The sequence below is a fragment of the Pseudomonas siliginis genome (assembly GCF_019145195.1).
Classification (GTDB): Bacteria; Pseudomonadota; Gammaproteobacteria; order Pseudomonadales; family Pseudomonadaceae; genus Aquipseudomonas; species Aquipseudomonas siliginis.
In genome coordinates this window covers 390,068-408,552 of record NZ_JAHSTW010000001.1, presented here as the reverse complement: position 1 = coordinate 408,552, position 18,485 = coordinate 390,068, and the positions used below count along the sequence as shown (strand labels likewise).

The following is an 18,485-nucleotide window of genomic DNA, read 5'->3' as shown; positions in this document are numbered from 1 at the left end:
TTACGAACATTGGCATATTATGCCAATTTGCCCGTCCGGACATTGATTCGGGATCTGATTCCGACGGGGTGCGTTCTACGGTACTTCCGATAAAGCACCCTAGCCGACGATGCCTAAAGACTATCCGGATCCCCAAAAAACATCTGAATCCGCGACCTCAACCACCGCTCTCCCGGGTCATTATCCTGCGACCCACGCCAGGCCATGTGCAGTTCGAAGGTGCGCGTCGGCAGTGGTGGATCTTCAGCACGAAGCCCTCCAGCCGCCGTCAGTGCCTCAGCCGTGTAATCCGGCACGGTCGCGACGATGTCGGTGCCCGCCAGCAGCGTGCCGAGTCCGTTGAACTGTGGCACCGCCAGCACCACGTGCCGTTTGCGTCCGAGTTTCTCCAGTTCTTCATCGACGAAACCACTGAGGTCGCCAGCGAACGACACCAGTGCGTGCGGTCGGGCGCAGTAGTCGTCCAGGCTCAGCGGCCCCGGCACGGTGTCGGCGCGCAGCAGCTTCGGTGCGCTGCGGCGCAGGACCTTGCGCTTGGCGTTGGCCGGCAGGTCGGTGGTGTAGCTGACGCCGATGGAAATCTCGCCGGAGGCCAGCAGGCCCGGCATCAAGATGTAGTTGACCCGCCGCACCACGAGGACGATGCCTGGTGCTTCGGCGCGCAGGCGCTTGAGCAGCATCGGCAGCAGGGCGAATTCGACGTCGTCGGACAAACCGATGCGAAACACCGACGTGCTGGTCGCCGGATCGAAATCGGCGGCACGACTGACGGCGGTCGAGATCGAATCAAGGGCGGGCGAGAGCAGGGCGAAGATTTCCACCGCGCGTGCTGATGGCTCCATGCTGCGGCCGGTGCGGACAAACAAGGGATCGTCAAACAGGCTGCGCAAACGCGACAGCGCCGCACTGATAGCCGGTTGGCCGAGGAACAATTTTTCCGCGGCCCGAGTCACACTGCGTTCGTGCATCAATGTTTCGAACACGATCAGCAGGTTCAGGTCGACACGACGCAGGTCATTACGATTCATCTGGAGTCCTGGCAGAGTCATCAAACTTGACGAGGGCGACCATATGAGAACAATGGCCGGCATGAATCTTACGGGGAAAGGCTGGTACTCTGCACCGGAAAATTCAGCTTTACTGCGACGGTGGCAGGCCTTTTTTCATGGATTTTGCCAATGCCGCCCTTGATGCGGAATCAATGACAGGCATGTCGACTATTAATAGCCACTGATGGTCTTGGGTCGAAAGCCCAGATAGAGTTCATGGCATTAGAGGTTACTTTGACGAGGTTTGCGATGTCCCGCACGATCCGTTTTCACAAGTTTGGTCCGGCCGAGGTGCTCAAATGCGAAGAGCATGCGGCTGCTCAGCCAGGTCCTGGCGAAGTGCAGGTGCGTGTCGAGGCAATCGGCATCAGTTGGTACGACACCCTGTGGCGCCAGAATCTGGCGTCGTCCCAGGCACGTCTGCCTTCGGGCCTCGGTCATGAAATGGCTGGCGTGGTCACTGCGGTGGGCGCTGATGTCGACGACCTGTCCGTCGGCGACAAAGTGGCCAGTTTTCCTGCGGAAAGCCCGAACGACTATCCGGTGTACGGTGAGTCCATCGTTCTGCCGCGCACCGCGCTGACCCGTTATCCCGATGTGCTCAGCCCGATCGAAGCGAGCGTGCATTACACGCCGCTGCTGATCGCCTACTTCGCTTATGCCGATCTGGCGCGGGTCAAACCGGGTCAATTTGCGCTGGTGACTGACGCCAGCCACTGCGCCGGCCCGTCTTTTGTTCAATTGGGCAAGGCGTTGGGTGTGCGAGTGATCGCGGCGACCAAATCGGCGGAAGAGCGTGAGTACCTGCTGTCCCTTGGTGCGGAGAAGGTCATCGTCACCGAAGAGGAAGATCTGTTGATGCGCATCAACAAGATCACCGACAACCGCGGCGTCGATGTGGTGTTCGATGGTCTTGGCGGCCCGCAGATGTCGTTACTCGGCGATGTGTTGGCGCCACGCGGCAGTCTGGTGCTGTACGGGCTGCAAGGTGGTAACCAGACTCCGTTCCCGGCGTGTGCAGCGTTTCAGAAGAACATTCAGTTCTTTGTGCACTGCATCGGCAACTTCACCGGCAAGCCGGAGCTGGGCATTGTCCAGGACCACGTCGCTCTGCAGCGTGCTCTGCGCGATATCAACCAGTTGACCGCTGACCGCGTGCTCCTGCCGCTCAAGACTCGTGTATTCCCGTTCAACGAGTTCGTCGAAGCGCATCGCTACATGGACGAATGCCCATGCCGCGAGCGAGTGGCCCTGCAAGTGGAAACCGCGTAAATCCGCTCATCAGAGTCCGTGGCCCCCACGGACTCTTTTCTGTTTATACCCTGCGCTGTCAGTAAACCCTCCCCGATATCGAAGCATTGGCCTTTTCAGCAACTGAACTGGTTTTTGCCGTTCATCTGTGTCTTCTAATCACACTATAAGCACTGATAATTGAATGATTACTTTCATCTCAAGGAATGAGCTATGGCTGTGCATTCAATTTGTCCGAGGCAATATCAAATGGCTGGCTCTGCTGGCTTCGTCAATTTCTGTTTAATTGCTGTAGGGCGATTCGGAAGTTGCTTCTCTTTTTCTTGTAATGATTTGGCGTGGGACGTTGTGGGAAGTTTCCTCAGAACATTGTTGAGTGGCGAAAGGCCAATGAATACGGGTGGTTGAGCGTCACGCTTGGCGTCTGGAAGGCTTTGTTCAGGTGAAGTGTTTCAAATAACTACAACTTTGTAAGTGTTAGCATTTCAGCGTCTATTACTTATTGATCCAATTGCCGCGCGCCTACTGTCATGTCTGCGCGGCATGAAACTTTTGATACCGGGTAAATACCGATGAGCACGATCCATGATCAGGCAATGAACTATGTCTATCAGCAAGTATTGCAGCGTTTGCTGAGTTTCTTTTCCCGAGCCGAGCGCACGGCATTGCAGTTGCTGATACAGCGCTTGGTGGTGGCCGCTGGCGGCATGGAAAACATCGGGCAGTTCAAGGTGCTGGTGCCTCAGTCCGGCCTGCGTGACGGCTGCTATACCCTGGCCTTGCTCCGGGCCGCTCAGTTGACTATTGCCGGCCGTGCTCCGGCGACCTTTCAACTGCGCGTGGCTTCCCTGCGCTGGAATGGCGACAGCCCGCTCGCCCTGCAAAACCTGCATCGCAGCTACAGCGCGCTATTCCTTTATGACGATCCGCGGGTCGAGGTGCTGATGGTGGATAACCGCGAGGTCCTGCCGTTCGACCATCGCACGCCTGTCAGCAATGAAGGGCGCGAGGCCAGCCGGGTCAATCTGCTGCTGGTGGGGCACTGTCGCACCTGGCTTGAAACACCTGAATTATGGGATGACGCCTACCTGGCGACGGCCGAGTACTACAGCCAGATCGCGCGCTGGAACAACGGCGTCGACGCCATGATCAGCACCGAAACCAAAGGCAGTCAGCAGCATTTCCTCGAAGGCCTGAACCGCGCGATGCAGCGAGTGGCAATACCGGCTCCAGGCCTGGTCAATGCCGGATTCGAAACGCTTTTTCCTCTGCTCGACGAGCTCGGTGACGACTTTTACCGGGAACTGCGTGCCGATGATGACCGGACCGTGTGGCGGCCGGAAGGTGAATTCGAAGCCTGCCGGCGCACCAGTTTTATCGACATCAACGACATGATGGTCGGCAAGCTCGAGGATCGCTGGCCGCTGCTGGGCGAGTTTCTCGGTTATGAACCTGATGATCTGGCGCTGTACCAGGGCGAAGCGGTGTTTGCTGATCCTCTGATCTCGGCACATGTGCGAGGTTTGTACGCACGGTTCATCGAGGGGCGCGCCTATGAGGCGGGCATCGACGATTACGTCCGGCATACGCTGGCCGACATGCGGCGAAAGCAGGTTGCCGAAACCGTCTGCGAGCACTTGCTGGCCAGCTACGACAACGCCGGCGGGCCAGAACAACTGCGGATGCTTGCTGAGGATTACCTCAGCAATGGTTTCGGATTGACCGAAACGCAGTTGGCGTGCCTGCTGTTTGCGCCGTTCATCGACAGCGGCAAAGGTCTCGAACGCTTCCTGCGCAATTGTCATCCCGGCATGCTGGTCGCCATGCCGGACCTGCACCGCGCCATGCAGGGTCTGCACGCACCTGAGCAGGTGATGAAGTGGCTGACGGAAGTCAGCGGCTTGCCAGTCAGGCTGTTGAACCGCCTGTATGCAATGGGCCCTGTGCAGATTGATGCGCCTGCGCAATTCTCCTCGGAGAGTTCGGGTTCGGACGAGGCGCGTTCGGCTGCGCCGTTCGAGCGGTCGACGGAACGCTTACGGTGAGCCAGAGCCTGGATTGTGAATCAATATCTACGGAAATGAGGGTGTGAAGGGCGCGCGGGACAACGACTTTGTTTATCAGGCAGTTTATCGATATCTGACAACGCTGATTGATGCTGCCGGAGGTGGTGGGGCGGTACGCATGCCTTCCTTGCGACAACTGGCGGACCGGCTGAATGTCTCCATTTCAACGGTGCAGTACGCCTATTCGCTTCTGGAGAAGGAAGGTCGAGTCTATTCGATAGCCAAGTCAGGGTATTACGCGCAAGCGCTGTTCAGCATGGATGCGCCCGGCAACGGCAATGATCTGCTGGAGACCGTGTACGTCAACGCCAGACGTCCCGGAATGTGTGTGTTGAGCGCCGACGAACCGGCCTCGCTGCAACCGCTGGACAGTCCGTTGTTGACGCTGGAACGTGAGCTTCTGCGCCAATATCCGCGTCAGCTACAGACATTCGTGCAACCTTGCGGAGAGCTGGAATTGCGGGTTGCCCTGGCAGCGCGATACACGAGTTCGACAGAACATTTCTGGCATGCCGATGACATCTATATCGGGGCTGATCTGCGTGGCGTCCTGGAGATTCTGATTTCGGTGCTTGAATTGCGTCAGGCCACCGTGATTGTCGAGTCACCTTGCGACTGGGTGATATTGCGCCTGCTCGAGTCGTTCGGGGTGCGCGTGATCGAGTGGCCATTGCTTGCCCGAGGCGTGCTCGATCTGTCGGCACTCGAATCACTGCTGAAGAACGAGCCGGTTCGTTTGATCCTGCTGTCTTCCGTGCTGAGCATGCCGCAAGGCAACGGTTTCACTCGCGAATCTCAGCAGGCCACGGCGCAGTTGCTCAATCATCATGGCGTCTGGGTACTGGAAAACGACTGCTACAGCGAGCTTGACGAGCGCAATGATTCGCAGCGTTTGCGCCGTTGGCTCGATCCTGATCGTCTGCTGGTGTTTTCCACTTTCGAGAAACTCATTGGCGCCGAAGCACCATTCGGCTTTGTCTTGTCGCGTCACTGGCGCGAGGAATTGCAGCGCCATTTTCTGCTGCGCGCGTTTCGCTTGTCGCCCATTCGCCAAAAGGCGATTGCGCGGCTGTTGAATGGCGGACGGCTTGATCAGCATTTATTCGTGTTGCGGCGAATGCTGGGTGAGCGGCGAGCCGTGTTGATTCAGGTACTGCGCGAACGTCTGGGCGATACCCTGCAGATTGTCGAGCCGCAGGGCGGGGCGACGGTGTGGGTGCGTTCGTTACGCCCGGTCGACATGGCAAGCGTCTTTCATCGCCTGCTCAAGCAACAGATCATCGTCGCACCGGGCGAGCTGTTCAGCCTGCAGGGCTTGCATGCGGATCATCTGCGTTTGAGCGCGCTGAACCATGGCGAGCGGGATTTGCCGAGTGTCATCGGCTTGCTCGGCGATGCCTTGCGCCTGTCGCCCGGTCAATAACGTTAAAAAACATCGGGCGAGTTTCGGATACATCCCGTCGCACAGTGGTCAAACTGCCAGTAAACTGCGCTGCATTTCCTGAACCACTCCGATTTCAGAGGTTTTTGCATGACACTCAGTCCTTTTGCGGGCAAACCGGCACCGGCAGAACTGTTGGTCGACATCCCGCGACTGGTTACGGCCTATTACACCGGTCAGCCTGATGCATCGATTTCTACCCAGCGAGTGGCGTTCGGCACGTCCGGCCACCGCGGCAGTTCGTTCGATTTGAGTTTCAACGAATGGCACGTTCTGGCCATCAGCCAGGCGATCTGCCTGTATCGCGAAGCCCAAGGCATCACCGGACCGCTGTTTGTCGGCATCGACACCCATGCATTGTCGACCCCTGCCGGCGCCAGCGCACTGGAAGTCCTCGCCGCCAACGGCGTCACCGTGATGATCGCCGAAGGCGATGAGTACACGCCGACCCCGGCAGTTTCCCACGCCATTCTCTGCTACAACCGCGGTCGTACCTCTGGCCTGGCGGACGGTATCGTCATCACGCCGTCGCACAACCCGCCACAAAGCGGTGGCTACAAATACAACCCAACTAACGGTGGCCCGGCCGATACCCACATCACCAAGTGGATCGAAGCCAAGGCCAACGAGCTGCTGGCGAACAAACTGGCCGGGGTCAAACGCATCAGCTACGAGCAGGCGCTCAAGGCCAGCACCACCCACCGTCACGATTACCTGAACACCTACGTCGCCGACCTGATCAACGTCATCGACTTCGATGCCATCCGCGACGCCAAGCTGCGTCTGGGTGTCGATCCGCTGGGCGGAGCAGGGGTGCGCTATTGGTCGGCCATTGCCGAACACTACCGTCTCGACCTGGAAGTGGTGAATAAACAGGTCGATTCAACGTTCCGTTTCATGACCGTCGACTGGGACGGCCAAATCCGTATGGATCCGTCGTCCAGCCACGCAATGCAGGGCCTGATCGGTCTGAAAGAACGTTTCGACGTGGCATTCGCCTGCGACCCGGATCACGACCGTCACGGCATCGTCACGCCGTCCGGTGGTTTGCTGGCGCCAAACAACTATCTGGCGGTATCCATCGACTACCTGTTCCAGAATCGTCCGCAATGGCGCGCTGATGCCGCCGTGGGCAAAACCGTGGTCAGCAGCGGTCTGATCGACCGCGTGGCCAAACGCCTGGGCCGTCGCCTGTACGAAGTGCCGGTCGGTTTCAAATGGTTCGCCGATGGCCTGTTCGATGGCTCGCTGGGTTTTGGCGGTGAAGAGAGTGCTGGCGCCTCGTTCCTGCGCAAGGATGGCGGCGTATGGAGCACCGACAAGGACGGTCTGATTCCTGCCTTGCTCGCCGCTGAAATGACCGCGCGCACCGGGCGCGATCCAAGCCAGGCCTACCGCGCGCTGACCGACGAGCTGGGCGAACCGTTCTCGGTACGCGTCGACGCCAAGGCCAACCCTGAGCAAAAGGCACTGCTGAGCAAGCTGGCGCCGGAACAGGTCACATCGACCGAGCTGGCGGGCGAAAAGATCCAGAGCATCCTCAGCCATGCACCGGGCAACGAGCAAGCCATTGGCGGTCTGAAAGTCATGACCGAGAACGGCTGGTTCGCCGCGCGTCCTTCGGGCACTGAAGACATCTACAAGATCTACGCCGAAAGCTTCCTCGGCGACGACCACCTCAAGCAACTGGTGGCCGAGGCGCAAACTTTGGTAGATGGCGCCATTTCCAGCAAATGATGCGCACATGAAAAAGGGCAACCGTAATGGTTGCCCTTTTTTATTGCCTTGCCGATCAAGCCAAGTCGACCAGTACGATCTCGCTGTCCTCGATCGCCGTGACCGTCAGCACTTGCTCATGGGCCACCGCCACACCGTCACGCGCTTGGGCACGCAAGCCATTGACCTCGATCACGCCAGTGGCCGGAACCAGATAGGCGCGACGCCCTTCGTCGAGCCGGTATTCGGCGGTTTCACCGGCCTTGATGTTCGCCGCCACCAGACGCGCATTTGCCCGAATGTGCAGGCTCTCATCGTCGCCGTCCTTGCCGCTGGCCAATGTGACAAAACCTTCGCGCTCGCCTTTGGGAAACGGTTTGGCTCCCCAGGACGGCGGCGCACCGGTTTCGGTCGGCAGAATCCAGATCTGGAAGATCTTGGTTTCCTTGTCTTCGAGGTTGTACTCGCTGTGGGCGATGCCGGTGCCGGCACTCATCACTTGTACATCACCGGCTTCGGTGCGGCCCTTGTTGCCCAGATTGTCCTGGTGCGTGATGGCACCTTCACGCACGTAAGTGATGATTTCCATGTCGCGGTGCGGATGCTGCGGGAAACCGGTGCCTGCGGCGATGATGTCATCGTTCCACACGCGCAAGTTACCCCAGCTCATCCGCTGCGGATCATAGTATTCGGCAAACGAAAAGTGGTGATGCGCGTCCAGCCAGCCATGATGGGCGCCGCCCAGCGAGCTGAAGGGTCTGAGTTCAAGCATGATCGTCTCCTTAAATTAGGTCGTCAGGGGGCGGGCCCCGTGGTTGATGACGACGATCATCTATCAGGCAATCATCGATAAAAAGCGCAAAAACTGCCGCATCATGATCAGTTTGTTTGATAGGAATGTGTCTCGAAATCGTCTCATCCGACCTTCAATTCGTCGCCTAAACCGATGACCTATAAGCATTTCGCTAGAACTCATCAGCAAATCCAGACACCATAGCCGCCACAGCCTCACACCCTGGAGTCCGTCAGCGTGGCGCAACACATTCCCGATCTTCCCCCTGAACTTCGCCCACTGGCCGAGATGTCTTGGTTCAAACGTCTGGCCGCGCGATTCTTTGGTCACGGGTTGACCAAGCTGCGCGCCCAGCACCGGGCGTCGTGGCTGCACGGGCAAGCCGACGGATTTCGCAGTGGCCACACCGCTGGCGTCGATTACGGTTTCAAGGAGGGCAAGCTTGAGGGTTTGGAGGAAGGCCGCCAGGTTCTGCTGATTCGCGACAGCCGCAACACCGAACATCGGCCGCCCAGCGTCGATAACCACCTGTTCGATGACTGGCGCCTGCCGCTGACGGCGGAACTGAAGAAGCGCATCAAGGCTGACGTCGCTCGTTTGCTCCCGGCCCACGCCCAGCCCAGCGCCGCGCAATGGAAAATGATCTTCAGCGATACGCCGTCCACCTCGGTGGTCGCCGGTGCGGGCGCCGGCAAGTCGACCACGCTGGTGCTGCGCATACTGTTGCTCAGCCATTATCTGGGTTTCGAGCTGGATTCGATGACTGTGGTGACCTTCACCCGTGAATCGCGCAAGGACTTCATCAACAAACTCATCGAAATATTCACGCTGTGGGGGCAGCCGCTGAACCTCAAGCAGGCCCGCGAGCTGGTCAGAACCTTCCACTCACGCATCCTGCCGATGGTCCGCAGCCTGCCGGGTTTCGAGCGTTTGCAGGCCTTCGAGAACCTCAGCGACCGCCCGCAAAGCGGCGCAGAGGAGGTCGACAGCAATCCGTTTGACCTGCGTATCAACGACGCGCAGCGGCAGCAACTCAATGCCTGCTACCACCGCTTGTTCAACGAGGATGAGCGTTTCCGCCAATTGATCCAGCCGCTGTCCCGTGCCGGATTACAGTTGAAGGAACTGGAGCGCGATCACCCCGATGTGCAGAAACGCATGGCGGTCACCGAACTGGCAGCCAAGCGCGATGAAGAGCTCTGCGATGTCATTGAAGATCTGTGGTTTCGTGCAGGTGCGTGGCCCATCAAAGGGATCGAACCCAATCGGCAAACGTTTGAAATCAACGGCTCGCGTTTCCACGCTCACGGCTATATTCCCAGCCTCGATGCCTGGGTGGTGCTCGGCTTTGATCCCAGGGAAAACGCCCAGCTAGCCCGACCCAACGCCAAGCTGAGTGTCCGTGCAGAGTGGGCGGTCAAGCGCACTCTGTTTCAAGCTTTCTGCCGTAAGCCATTGATATGGCTGGATAGTTACGAGTCATCCAAGCGCGTTCTTGCGACGTTGGCCGGAGATGCCAGCGCCGGTCCCGGCTTTGATTACAAGGTCAAAGGCGAGCTGACATCAGCGCCATTGCTGGACTGTTTTGTCGCCGCTGCGGGCTTCATCGAAAACCTCGGCCTGGATGTGCCGGACGCGGTCAGTCGGATGAGCTTCGCCAAGGACGATCCTGATCGTTTTTTCTTTGAAGCCCTGAGCCTGTTCTGGCGCGCATTTGAAGATCATTTGCTGGATCAGAAACCGCCAGTCATGACCTACAACCGCATGTTCGCGTTGTTCAGCGAGCACTCGCCGGAAAACCTCAAGCTCCTCAGCGACGAGCTGCTGCGGCCGATGGCGCATCTGATGATCGACGAATTCCAGGACGTATCGCCGCAGATCGTTTCGTGGATTCGTGCCAGCCTCAATGAAATCCGCAGCCGTGGCCCGGCGATGCACATCGGGCGAGGGGCACAGCGTTCATCGCTGCTGTGTGTCGGTGATGACTGGCAGTCGATTTACGGCTGGCGCGGCAGTTCTCCGAGTTACTTCATGGAGTTCAACAAGGAATTTCCGTCGCCGAGCACCACGCGGGTCATGCTCAGTGACAACTATCGCAGCCATCAGCACATCATCGACGCCGCCGAACACATCGTCCGTGCAGCGCCGGCGATCGCAGGCAAGAAGGCCAAGGCCAGTGGTGAGCCCAAGCCGCTTCACCCGGTCAATGTGCTTGAACGGGATGATGAAGCATTGGGTCAGCGCCTCGCCGAGCATTACCGGCGGGGTGATTCAATCTTGATGCTTTATCGAAAAAGCAGCGATAAGTTATTGATTGAACAATATATTCATCCTGTACTTAATGTGGATTCGAGCTTGCCCTATGATGCGCGGCGGCTGAAACAGCTGACCTATCACAGCGCCAAAGGCTTGCAGGCTGATGCGGTATTTCTGTTAGGTGATTGCCAGCATCTGACCAGTTCTCCGTACAAGAATCAGGTGTATCGCATGGCGGGGCTGGGCAAAAGCGGCGACAGCGAGCCGTACGACACTGCGCAAAAGGACGAAATCCTGCGCCTTGCCTACGTCGGTATCACGCGCGCAGTCAGCCATTGCTACTGGTACGTCGAACCGCAGGAAACCCAAGCGGTAAACATGCCCAGGGCATCGGATCGAGTTGCCAAGGACAAGCCGTTCTTCGTCGATCATCGAACCGAGAAGGCCAGCGCCTGACCAATAAAAAGCCCGCATCGCTGCGGGCTTTTTGTTTTAAATCAGGTGGTTATGCGTAGTTCTTGAGAGATTCAGGAGGAGTGAAAGCTTCCAGCTCATCCTCGATGGCTTCGATGATGCGCTCGACGTCTGCCGCGTTCATCACCGTTGCGCAGGGAATGCCGGCAATGGCGATCATGGTTTCGCCGCTGGCACGATCAAACAGACGGGCGATCAAGCTGCCCGGCGCATCCATCGTCGCCTCGAAACCCATGGGATGAAAATGCCAGCGCATCAGCTGGCAAGCGTTTGGAAAGGTGACTTTGCTGAACCCTTTATTCATGGTGTTGCCCGCCTGCTTCATCGAGCGCTTCCTTTTGCTCATGTTAGGTGGGAAGAGCCTTCATTGGCTCAACCAGTGCTTGAGCTTTAAAAGTAGCATCCGTGTGTGAAAAAACTGTGAGTTTTTTCAGTCCGTTTAGCGATTGATTCGCATTTTTTGATGTAAGTCACTGGCTCATCGATTATCGCCAAAACGCCACCATGGATTTTTCATTGAAGCGGCAGAGGAAGTTGGGCAAGCTCGGTTCTTTTTCGCCGAGCCGCTTATGCACGCCGATGACGACGGCCCAGAACAGACCCAGGCCACGGCCGCCACGGTCATGCGCTATCACCTGAGCTGGAAACACCGGGATCTGGACAGCGTCATGGCGCTTTATCACGCCGATATCCAGTACAACGATTTCTTTCAGAACCGTGTGCTCGGTCTGGATGAGTTACGCGAGTACGTGCGCGTGAGCATGCCGCGAGAATCCGACGAACTGCTCGAACATTGCGACCGAATCCGGGTGGATGGCAATACCGCGTTCATTCAGTACGAGGTGACCTTGCGTGGCGGCGATGGTTTGGTGTCGTTCCGTTCCAGCGAAGCGATCACGGTCAAGGACGGCCTGATATGGCGCGTCAATGAATACGCCTCGCTGGTGCGTACCCAAACCGACGGCAGTTCGGCACCGAGCCGTCCGGCGGTCAGTCGTCTCGGTCTGTCACCGCGCCAACTGAGCTTCATGGCCGAAGACCTGCAGCAGTATTTCGAGAAGCAGCAGCCTTATCTGGACCCTGAGCTTGACCTGCAAAGGGTGGCGAAGGAGTGCGGGTACAGCCGCAATCAGATTTCCTATCTGCTCAATCAGGTACTCGGGCAAAGCTTTTATCGCTACGTCAATCAGGCGCGCCTGCAGCATTTGCTGCGTGCGCTGGGTAGCGCTACGCCGCCGTTGCGTGTCGACGAGCTGGCGTTTGCCGCCGGTTTCAATTCGCTGTCAGCGTTTTACAAATGCTTTCGCGAACACACCGGCCAGTCGCCCAAGGCCTACGCCAAACAAATTTCTCTGCGGGCACGCGCGCAAGACATCCACTGAAGGCAGCCACTAGGATCGACGCCATCGAAGGTTTTCAGTGGCGGAGTCTGGCATGTCGGCGTGGCGCACGATCAGTTTGTGGATGGATCAGCTCGATGAGCCGCTATTGGCGCGGCCCGCGTTGGAGCGTGACCTGGACGTCGACGTGGCGATCATCGGCGCCGGTTACACCGGATTGTGGACGGCGTACTACCTGAAAAAACAGGCGCCCGGCCTGGATATTGCCATCGTCGAGGCGCAAACCGCCGGGTTCGGTGCGTCCGGACGCAATGGCGGCTGGCTGATGGGTAACTTGCTGGGTGAGGATCGCTTGCTCGCAGGCTTATCGCCGCAGCAACGGCGGGCTTCTTTCGATCTGCTGCACAGCATCCCAGATGAAGTGGAGATCGTCCTCGAACGCGAAGGCATCGACTGCGATTACCGCAAGGACGGAGTGCTTTATTGTGCTGCGCGCTACCCAGAGCAGGAAACCGTGCTGCGCGATTACCTGAACAAGCTGCACGCCCAAGGCCTGACTGACGACGATTACCGCTGGCTGAGCCCCGAGCAACTGGCCCAGCAGATCCGCGTGGCCAAGCCCTACGGCGGCATCTTCGCTCCCCATGTCGCGACCATTCACCCGGCGAAACTGGTCCGTGGCCTGGCGCGGACCGTGCAGCAGATGGGCGTGAAAATCTACGAAAACAGCCCGGTTACCCACTGGCAAACTGGCAGTTTGCGCACCGCCAAGGCCAGCGTGCGCAGCCGTTGGATCGTCCCGGCCGTAGAGGGCTATTCGGTGACGTTGCCGCCGCTGGGCCGCTATCAGCTGCCGGTGCAAAGCCTGATCGTCGCCACCGAGCCGCTGTCCGCCGCGACCTGGGACGAAATCGGCCTGAATCGCGGCCAGGCCTTCAGTGAATTCAGCCGCCAGGTCACCTATGGCCAGCGCAGTGCCGACAATCGTCTGATCTTCGGCGCCCGTGGCGGGTATCAGTTCGCCGGCAAGCTGCGCCATGACTTCAACCTCACCCGCGATGAGGTCGAGCTGCGCCGCTATCTGTTCGGCGAACTGTTCCCGCAGCTGAAAAATGTGCAGATCACCCACGCCTGGGGCGGCAACCTCGGCATGTCGCGGCATTTCAAGCCGCACATGCTTTGCGACCGCGCCAACGGCATCGCGCTATCGGGCGGTTACGGCGGCGAGGGCGTCGGTGCCAGCAATCTCGGCGGCCGGACGCTGGCCGATCTGATTCTTGAGCGCAACAGCGAGCTGACCCAACAACCGTGGGTCCTGCCCGACGGCGGCATTCATGCGCTGCGTGCCTGGGAACCGGAGCCATGCCGCTGGCTCGGCTACAACGCGATCATCAAAAGTTTCGTGCACGAAGACCAGACCCTGGCCAATCCCGCGACCGCGCCTTGGCGGCGCAAGCTCGCCAGCCGGGTTGCCGGGTTCATGGAAGGTTTCATGCACTGAACGTCGTTTCCCTCAATAAACAGGTCACGCCATGAGCATCACCCAATTCAAGAACACCGCCACGCTTGAGCTCGAAGAATCCAACCCGGTCGCCGTGCCCCTCGGCGAACCCGTCGCAATTGCCTCGACCACCAGTGTCGAGCGCGACGACGGTGTCGAAACCGGCGTCTGGGAATGCACCCCGGGCCGCTGGCGGCGGCAGATCACCGCGCAGGAGTTCTGCCATTTCATTTCCGGGCGCTGCACCTTCACCCCCGACGGTGGCGGCGAAACCCTGCACATACAAGGCGGCGACGCACTGATGTTGCCAGCCAACACGCTCGGGATCTGGGATATCCAGGAAACCGTGCGCAAGAGCTACGTGCTGATTTTCTGATTGTTTGATCCTTTGATTGCCTGCCAACAAAAAAAGCCCATACAGGAATCGCCCCATGATCCAGAAAACCCTCGCATTGGCGCCGCTGCTGCTGGCCGCTTCCGTCAGTCATGCAGCCGAGACGGTCAAGGTCTACAACTGGTCCGACTACATCGCCCCGGACACCACTAAGAATTTCCAGAAAGACACGGGCATCGGCGTCACTTATGACGTCTACGACAGCAACGAAACCCTCGACGGCAAGTTGATGACCGGCAAATCCGGTTACGACGTGGTGTTCCCGTCCAACCACTTCATGGCGCGGCAAATTCAGGGTGGGGCGCTGAAGAAACTCGACAAGAGTCAGTTGCCGAACTGGAAGAACCTCAATCCAGCGCTGCTTAAGGCCCTGCAGACCAACGACCCGAACAACGAGCACGGCTTTCCGTATCTGTGGGGCAGCACCGGTATTGGCTACAACATTGCCAAGGTCAAAGCGGTGCTGGGCGACAACGCGCCGGTGGATTCCTGGGATCTGATCTTCAAACCCGAATACATGGAAAAACTGCAGAAGTGCGGCGTGGCGATCCTCGACAACGGCCCAGAACTGCTCCCGGCGGCGCTCAACTACCTGGGCCTGCCGCACCACAGCAAGAATCCCGAAGACTACAAGAAAGCCGAAGCGCTGCTGATGAAAGTGCGGCCCTACGTCAGCTACTTCCATTCCTCCAAGTACACCAGTGATTTGGCCAACGGCGACATCTGCGTAGCGGTCGGGTTTTCCGGCGACATCCTGCAAGCGGAAAACCGCGCCAAGGAAGCCAAGAACGGCGTTGAGATCGGTTATGCGATTCCCAAGGAAGGCGCGGCGATCTGGTTCGATATGGTCGCCATGCCGGCCGATGCGCCGGACGAGAAGGCGGGGTACGCGTTCATGAACTACCTGCTGCGCCCGGACGTCATGGCCGGCATCACCAATTACGTGCATTACGCCAATGGCAACGAACAAGCCGACAAACTGATCGACCCGGCGATCAAGAACGACACCAAGGTTTACCCGAGTGCGGAAATGATGGGCAAGCTGTTCGCGCTGGAAGCGATGCCGCTGAATATCGACCGGATCCGGACGCGGGTTTGGAACAAGATTCGGACGGGGAGTTGATCGAGGTCTACCGGGCGCTAAAGCGCCCGGCGTTGTCGCGTTAGCGAGAGTTAGCACGAAAAATCAGGGTTTGCACCTGTCATTGTTGACAGGTCCAGCTTCGCTGGAAATTGGATTTAATGCCTCGGCAGGAGGGCGAAATGCCGCCTTTCCTTACAGAGGATTTTGATGATGAGCAATGAAAATGGTCTTGAGAATGTATTGAAGGGGGCGGTGAAAAACCTTCGTAATGGTAAGGAATTAAAATTCTTCGCCAGAGAAACCCATCGCGACGAGCAGGGAGGGACGCTCAGATTTCATGGCACGATGGTCGACCCGGAGGGCAATAGCAGCTTTCATCTTTCATCTATCGCAGTGAATCTCAGCAACAAGGCTGATGCCGGCACAGAGATTCCGCTCACGGACGCGCGAGTTCTTTTTGTGGCTTACACCCGCTCTGGGGCGACTACTGAACCCAGACATTTTTACGCAGACAAGGAAAAGCCGGGCTTTGTGACGCTCCAGCATTCAGGGGAGCGCATTAACGGTAAATTGCAATTCACCACTGAAGCCCTTGGAGGCGACAGCTACGAGGTCGACGTGATCTTTGACCAGGGTGGTCCTTCTCTATAAATCGCTCTACAGGAATCGGTGAGTGCAACGAGTCTGCGATCTCTTGACTTTGACCTTTTGAAAATCAAGATCGAAATGATCGCAGCCTCGTTGCTCTCGTCAGCTCCTACAGTCCGAATGACGTCGTAGAGTTGATATCAAATCACTGGCACCATTAGCGGAAAGTGTGACTCGCCCAACAAATTCAAACTTAGCGATATTTAATATTTAAATAGAAAATCGTCAGACAATTTCCACCCTCGCTACAACTAAAAACAATCTTTCCTCCCCGCACGCTTTGTTTACGGCAGTTTCCTGATATCACCAAATTGGATCGCAAAAAAATCCTTTACGACAGATTTCCAATTGTGTCAGGTTCGTTACGCCTTCATTGGGCGAGTGATAGGACGATCTCGCCAAAGATCGTCCTGTCGGACAAAAACTGTTCCATTGCTAAACAAGGAAGTGTGTTTATGTCGAAAGTTAAAACCAATGCTGTTGATTCCGCCGAACAGGCTTTCCAACTGGCTGCCTTCAGCTCGGCGTACAACCAGATCAATAGCTTCAGCCATCAGTACGACCGCGGCGGCAACCTCACGGTCAATGGCAAACCCTCGTACTCCGTCGACCAGGCGGCTACGCAATTGCTGCGTGACGGCGCTGCCTATCAGGACAAGGACGGCAGCGGCAAGATCGAACTCACCTATACGTTCCTGACCTCGGCCTCGAACAGCACGATGAACAAGCACGGCATCAGCGGGTTCAGTCAGTTCAGCGCGCAGCAGCAGGCGCAGGCCAAGCTCGCCATGCAGTCCTGGGCCGACGTGGCCAATGTCACCTTCACCGAGAGAGCCTCGGGCGGCGACGGGCACATGACCTTCGGTAACTACAGCGGTGGCCAGGATGGCGCTGCGGCGTTTGCCTATCTGCCGGGTACCGGCGCCGGTTATGACGGGACTTCGTGGTACTTGATCAACAGCGGTTACACGCAGAACAAGAACCCGGAGCTGAACAACTACGGTCGTCAGACCCTGACCCACGAAATCGGCCATACCCTTGGCCTTGCTCACCCTGGCGACTACAACGCCGGCAATGGCAACCCGACCTACAACGACGCGACTTATGGCCAGGACACCCGTGGCTACAGCGTCATGAGTTACTGGAGCGAGAGCAACACCAACCAGAACTTCAGCAAGGGCGGCGTCGAAGCCTATTCGTCCGGCCCGCTGATGGACGACATCGCAGCCATCCAGAAACTCTACGGCGCCAACACCACCACCCGCACCGGCGACACCACCTACGGCTTCAACTCCAATACCGGCCGCGATTTCCTCAGCGCGTCGTCGTCGAGCGACAAAGTGGTGTTCTCGGTGTGGGATGCCGGCGGCAAGGACACCCTGGATTTCTCCGGTTTCACCCAGAACCAGAAGATCAACCTCAACAGCGCTTCGTTCTCCGACGTTGGCGGCATGGTCGGTAACGTGTCGATCGCCAAGGGCGCAGTCATCGAGAACGCTATTGGCGGTTCGGGCAGCGATCTGTTGATCGGCAACAGCGTGGCCAACGAGCTGAAGGGCGGTGCCGGCAACGACATCCTTTACGGCGCTGGCGGTGCCGACAAGCTGTGGGGCGGCGCCGGTTCGGACACTTTCGTGTTCGCCGCCAGCTCGGACTCCAAGCCAGGTGCGATCGATCAGATCCTCGATTTCGTCAGCGGTCTGGACAAAATCGACCTGACCGGCATCACCAACGGCGCGGGCCTGCACTTCGTCAACAGCTTCACCGGTTCTGCCGGCGATGCGGTGTTGACCTCGTCGGGCGGCAACAGCCTGTTGTCGGTGGATTTCTCCGGGCATGGCGTGGCTGATTTTATCGTCAGCACCGTGGGCCAGGCAGCGACCAGCGACATCGTCGCGTGATGTGAAAGGAAAGCGGCGCCTCGTGCGTCGCTTTCTTCGCTTGCATCGGCCTGATCACCGAGCAAGGCTACGAGTGGAAGTGAAATTTCCTATGACTCGATACGTTTTAACTGACACGACGATGGCATGGCTGATGGCAGTCACGCTGATGATGACCGGAGCGACAAGCATGGCAAGCAGCCTCAGACTCGAAGAACCCTCGGCATTCGCCGGGCGCTGGCAGGCCACATTGACCGGTAACAACGACACACCTGAAACGCGGTTGCTGCAAGACAAGCCGTCGAACACATGCGTTGTCGATCTTGCGCCAAATAAGACCTTGGGCGAGGGCGCCGACTGTCTGGGCGCGTGGTTGAGCGAAGCCCCGATTGGTTGGTTTCCAGAACCCGATGGCATTGCCATCACTGGCAAGGAGGGTTCGAAAATCGCCTTTTTCAGCCGCCGGGGGGATGGCTCTTATACCAGCAGGTTGAGTTCGGAATTGCTTATCTTGCTCGAACGCGTCGGGCACTAAGCGGTGGCTGGGTAGTTGCGCGAAGTTGATGTACGGCAATAACTGAGCGTTATAACC

General features: G+C 58.1%; 15 protein-coding genes. 12 read left to right on the top strand and 3 right to left on the bottom strand.

Going from position 1 to position 18,485, the window contains the following annotated elements:
- Positions 1-113: 113 nt before the first annotated feature.
- Positions 114-1,028 carry a LysR family transcriptional regulator gene (locus tag KVG87_RS01725; RefSeq protein ID WP_016774850.1) on the bottom strand — a complete coding sequence of 305 codons (915 nt, stop codon included), beginning with the start codon at positions 1,026-1,028 and terminating at the stop codon, positions 114-116.
- Between the two features lie 270 nt (positions 1,029-1,298).
- Between KVG87_RS01725 and KVG87_RS01720 the strand changes: the two genes are divergently transcribed.
- The 4 genes from KVG87_RS01720 (at position 1,299) to pgm (ending at position 7,544) form a co-directional block, all read left to right on the top strand.
- On the top strand, positions 1,299-2,321 hold the full coding sequence (locus KVG87_RS01720) for a zinc-dependent alcohol dehydrogenase family protein (RefSeq protein ID WP_041480274.1): 1,023 nt from the start codon (positions 1,299-1,301) through the stop codon (positions 2,319-2,321).
- A gap of 551 nt (positions 2,322-2,872) precedes the next feature.
- On the top strand, positions 2,873-4,345 hold the full coding sequence (locus tag KVG87_RS01715; RefSeq protein ID WP_217848878.1) for a hypothetical protein: 1,473 nt from the start codon (positions 2,873-2,875) through the stop codon (positions 4,343-4,345).
- Positions 4,346-4,388: 43 nt separating this feature from the next.
- The gene (locus tag KVG87_RS01710) at positions 4,389-5,789 is read left to right on the top strand and encodes an aminotransferase-like domain-containing protein (RefSeq protein ID WP_217848876.1); all 1,401 of its coding nucleotides are present in this window, start codon (positions 4,389-4,391) and stop codon (positions 5,787-5,789) included.
- A 108-nt stretch (positions 5,790-5,897) separates the two neighbouring features.
- Positions 5,898-7,544 (top strand): phosphoglucomutase (alpha-D-glucose-1,6-bisphosphate-dependent), encoded by a 1,647-nt coding sequence (gene pgm / locus KVG87_RS01705; RefSeq protein ID WP_217848874.1) that lies wholly within the window; start codon positions 5,898-5,900, stop codon positions 7,542-7,544.
- A gap of 55 nt (positions 7,545-7,599) precedes the next feature.
- Here pgm and KVG87_RS01700 read toward each other — a convergent pair whose 3' ends face one another.
- Positions 7,600-8,295, bottom strand: a complete 696-nt coding sequence (locus KVG87_RS01700) for a pirin family protein (RefSeq protein ID WP_016774845.1) — start codon at positions 8,293-8,295, stop codon at positions 7,600-7,602.
- Positions 8,296-8,553: 258 nt separating this feature from the next.
- Here KVG87_RS01700 and KVG87_RS01695 point away from each other — a divergent pair, with 258 nt between their 5' ends.
- Entirely contained in the window at positions 8,554-11,028 is a 2,475-nt protein-coding gene (locus KVG87_RS01695; protein WP_217848872.1) for a UvrD-helicase domain-containing protein, read from the top strand.
- Between the two features lie 49 nt (positions 11,029-11,077).
- Here the strand turns inward: KVG87_RS01695 and KVG87_RS01690 are convergent, their stop codons facing one another.
- Positions 11,078-11,350: a DUF1652 domain-containing protein gene (locus KVG87_RS01690; protein WP_041480416.1), complete on the bottom strand. Its 273-nt coding sequence runs from the start codon at positions 11,348-11,350 to the stop codon at positions 11,078-11,080.
- Positions 11,351-11,615: 265 nt separating this feature from the next.
- Here KVG87_RS01690 and KVG87_RS01685 point away from each other — a divergent pair, with 265 nt between their 5' ends.
- The 7 genes from KVG87_RS01685 to KVG87_RS01655 all read left to right on the top strand — a co-directional run bounded on the left by KVG87_RS01685 (position 11,616) and on the right by KVG87_RS01655 (position 18,428).
- Positions 11,616-12,428: an AraC family transcriptional regulator gene (locus KVG87_RS01685; protein WP_217848870.1), complete on the top strand. Its 813-nt coding sequence runs from the start codon at positions 11,616-11,618 to the stop codon at positions 12,426-12,428.
- Positions 12,429-12,480: 52 nt separating this feature from the next.
- Positions 12,481-13,887: an NAD(P)/FAD-dependent oxidoreductase gene (locus tag KVG87_RS01680; protein ID WP_217848868.1), complete on the top strand. Its 1,407-nt coding sequence runs from the start codon at positions 12,481-12,483 to the stop codon at positions 13,885-13,887.
- 31 nt (positions 13,888-13,918) lie between these two features.
- Complete coding sequence (locus KVG87_RS01675; RefSeq protein WP_024013066.1) at positions 13,919-14,263, top strand: cupin domain-containing protein; 345 nt, start codon at positions 13,919-13,921, stop codon at positions 14,261-14,263.
- 55 nt (positions 14,264-14,318) lie between these two features.
- Entirely contained in the window at positions 14,319-15,404 is a 1,086-nt protein-coding gene (locus KVG87_RS01670) for a polyamine ABC transporter substrate-binding protein (RefSeq protein WP_217848865.1), read from the top strand.
- A 171-nt stretch (positions 15,405-15,575) separates the two neighbouring features.
- Positions 15,576-16,016: a hypothetical protein gene (locus KVG87_RS01665; protein ID WP_217848863.1), complete on the top strand. Its 441-nt coding sequence runs from the start codon at positions 15,576-15,578 to the stop codon at positions 16,014-16,016.
- Between the two features lie 452 nt (positions 16,017-16,468).
- Complete coding sequence (locus KVG87_RS01660; protein WP_217848861.1) at positions 16,469-17,914, top strand: serralysin family metalloprotease; 1,446 nt, start codon at positions 16,469-16,471, stop codon at positions 17,912-17,914.
- 91 nt (positions 17,915-18,005) lie between these two features.
- Positions 18,006-18,428 (top strand): AprI/Inh family metalloprotease inhibitor, encoded by a 423-nt coding sequence (locus tag KVG87_RS01655; RefSeq protein WP_217848859.1) that lies wholly within the window; start codon positions 18,006-18,008, stop codon positions 18,426-18,428.
- The last annotated feature ends 57 nt before the right edge of the window (positions 18,429-18,485 follow it).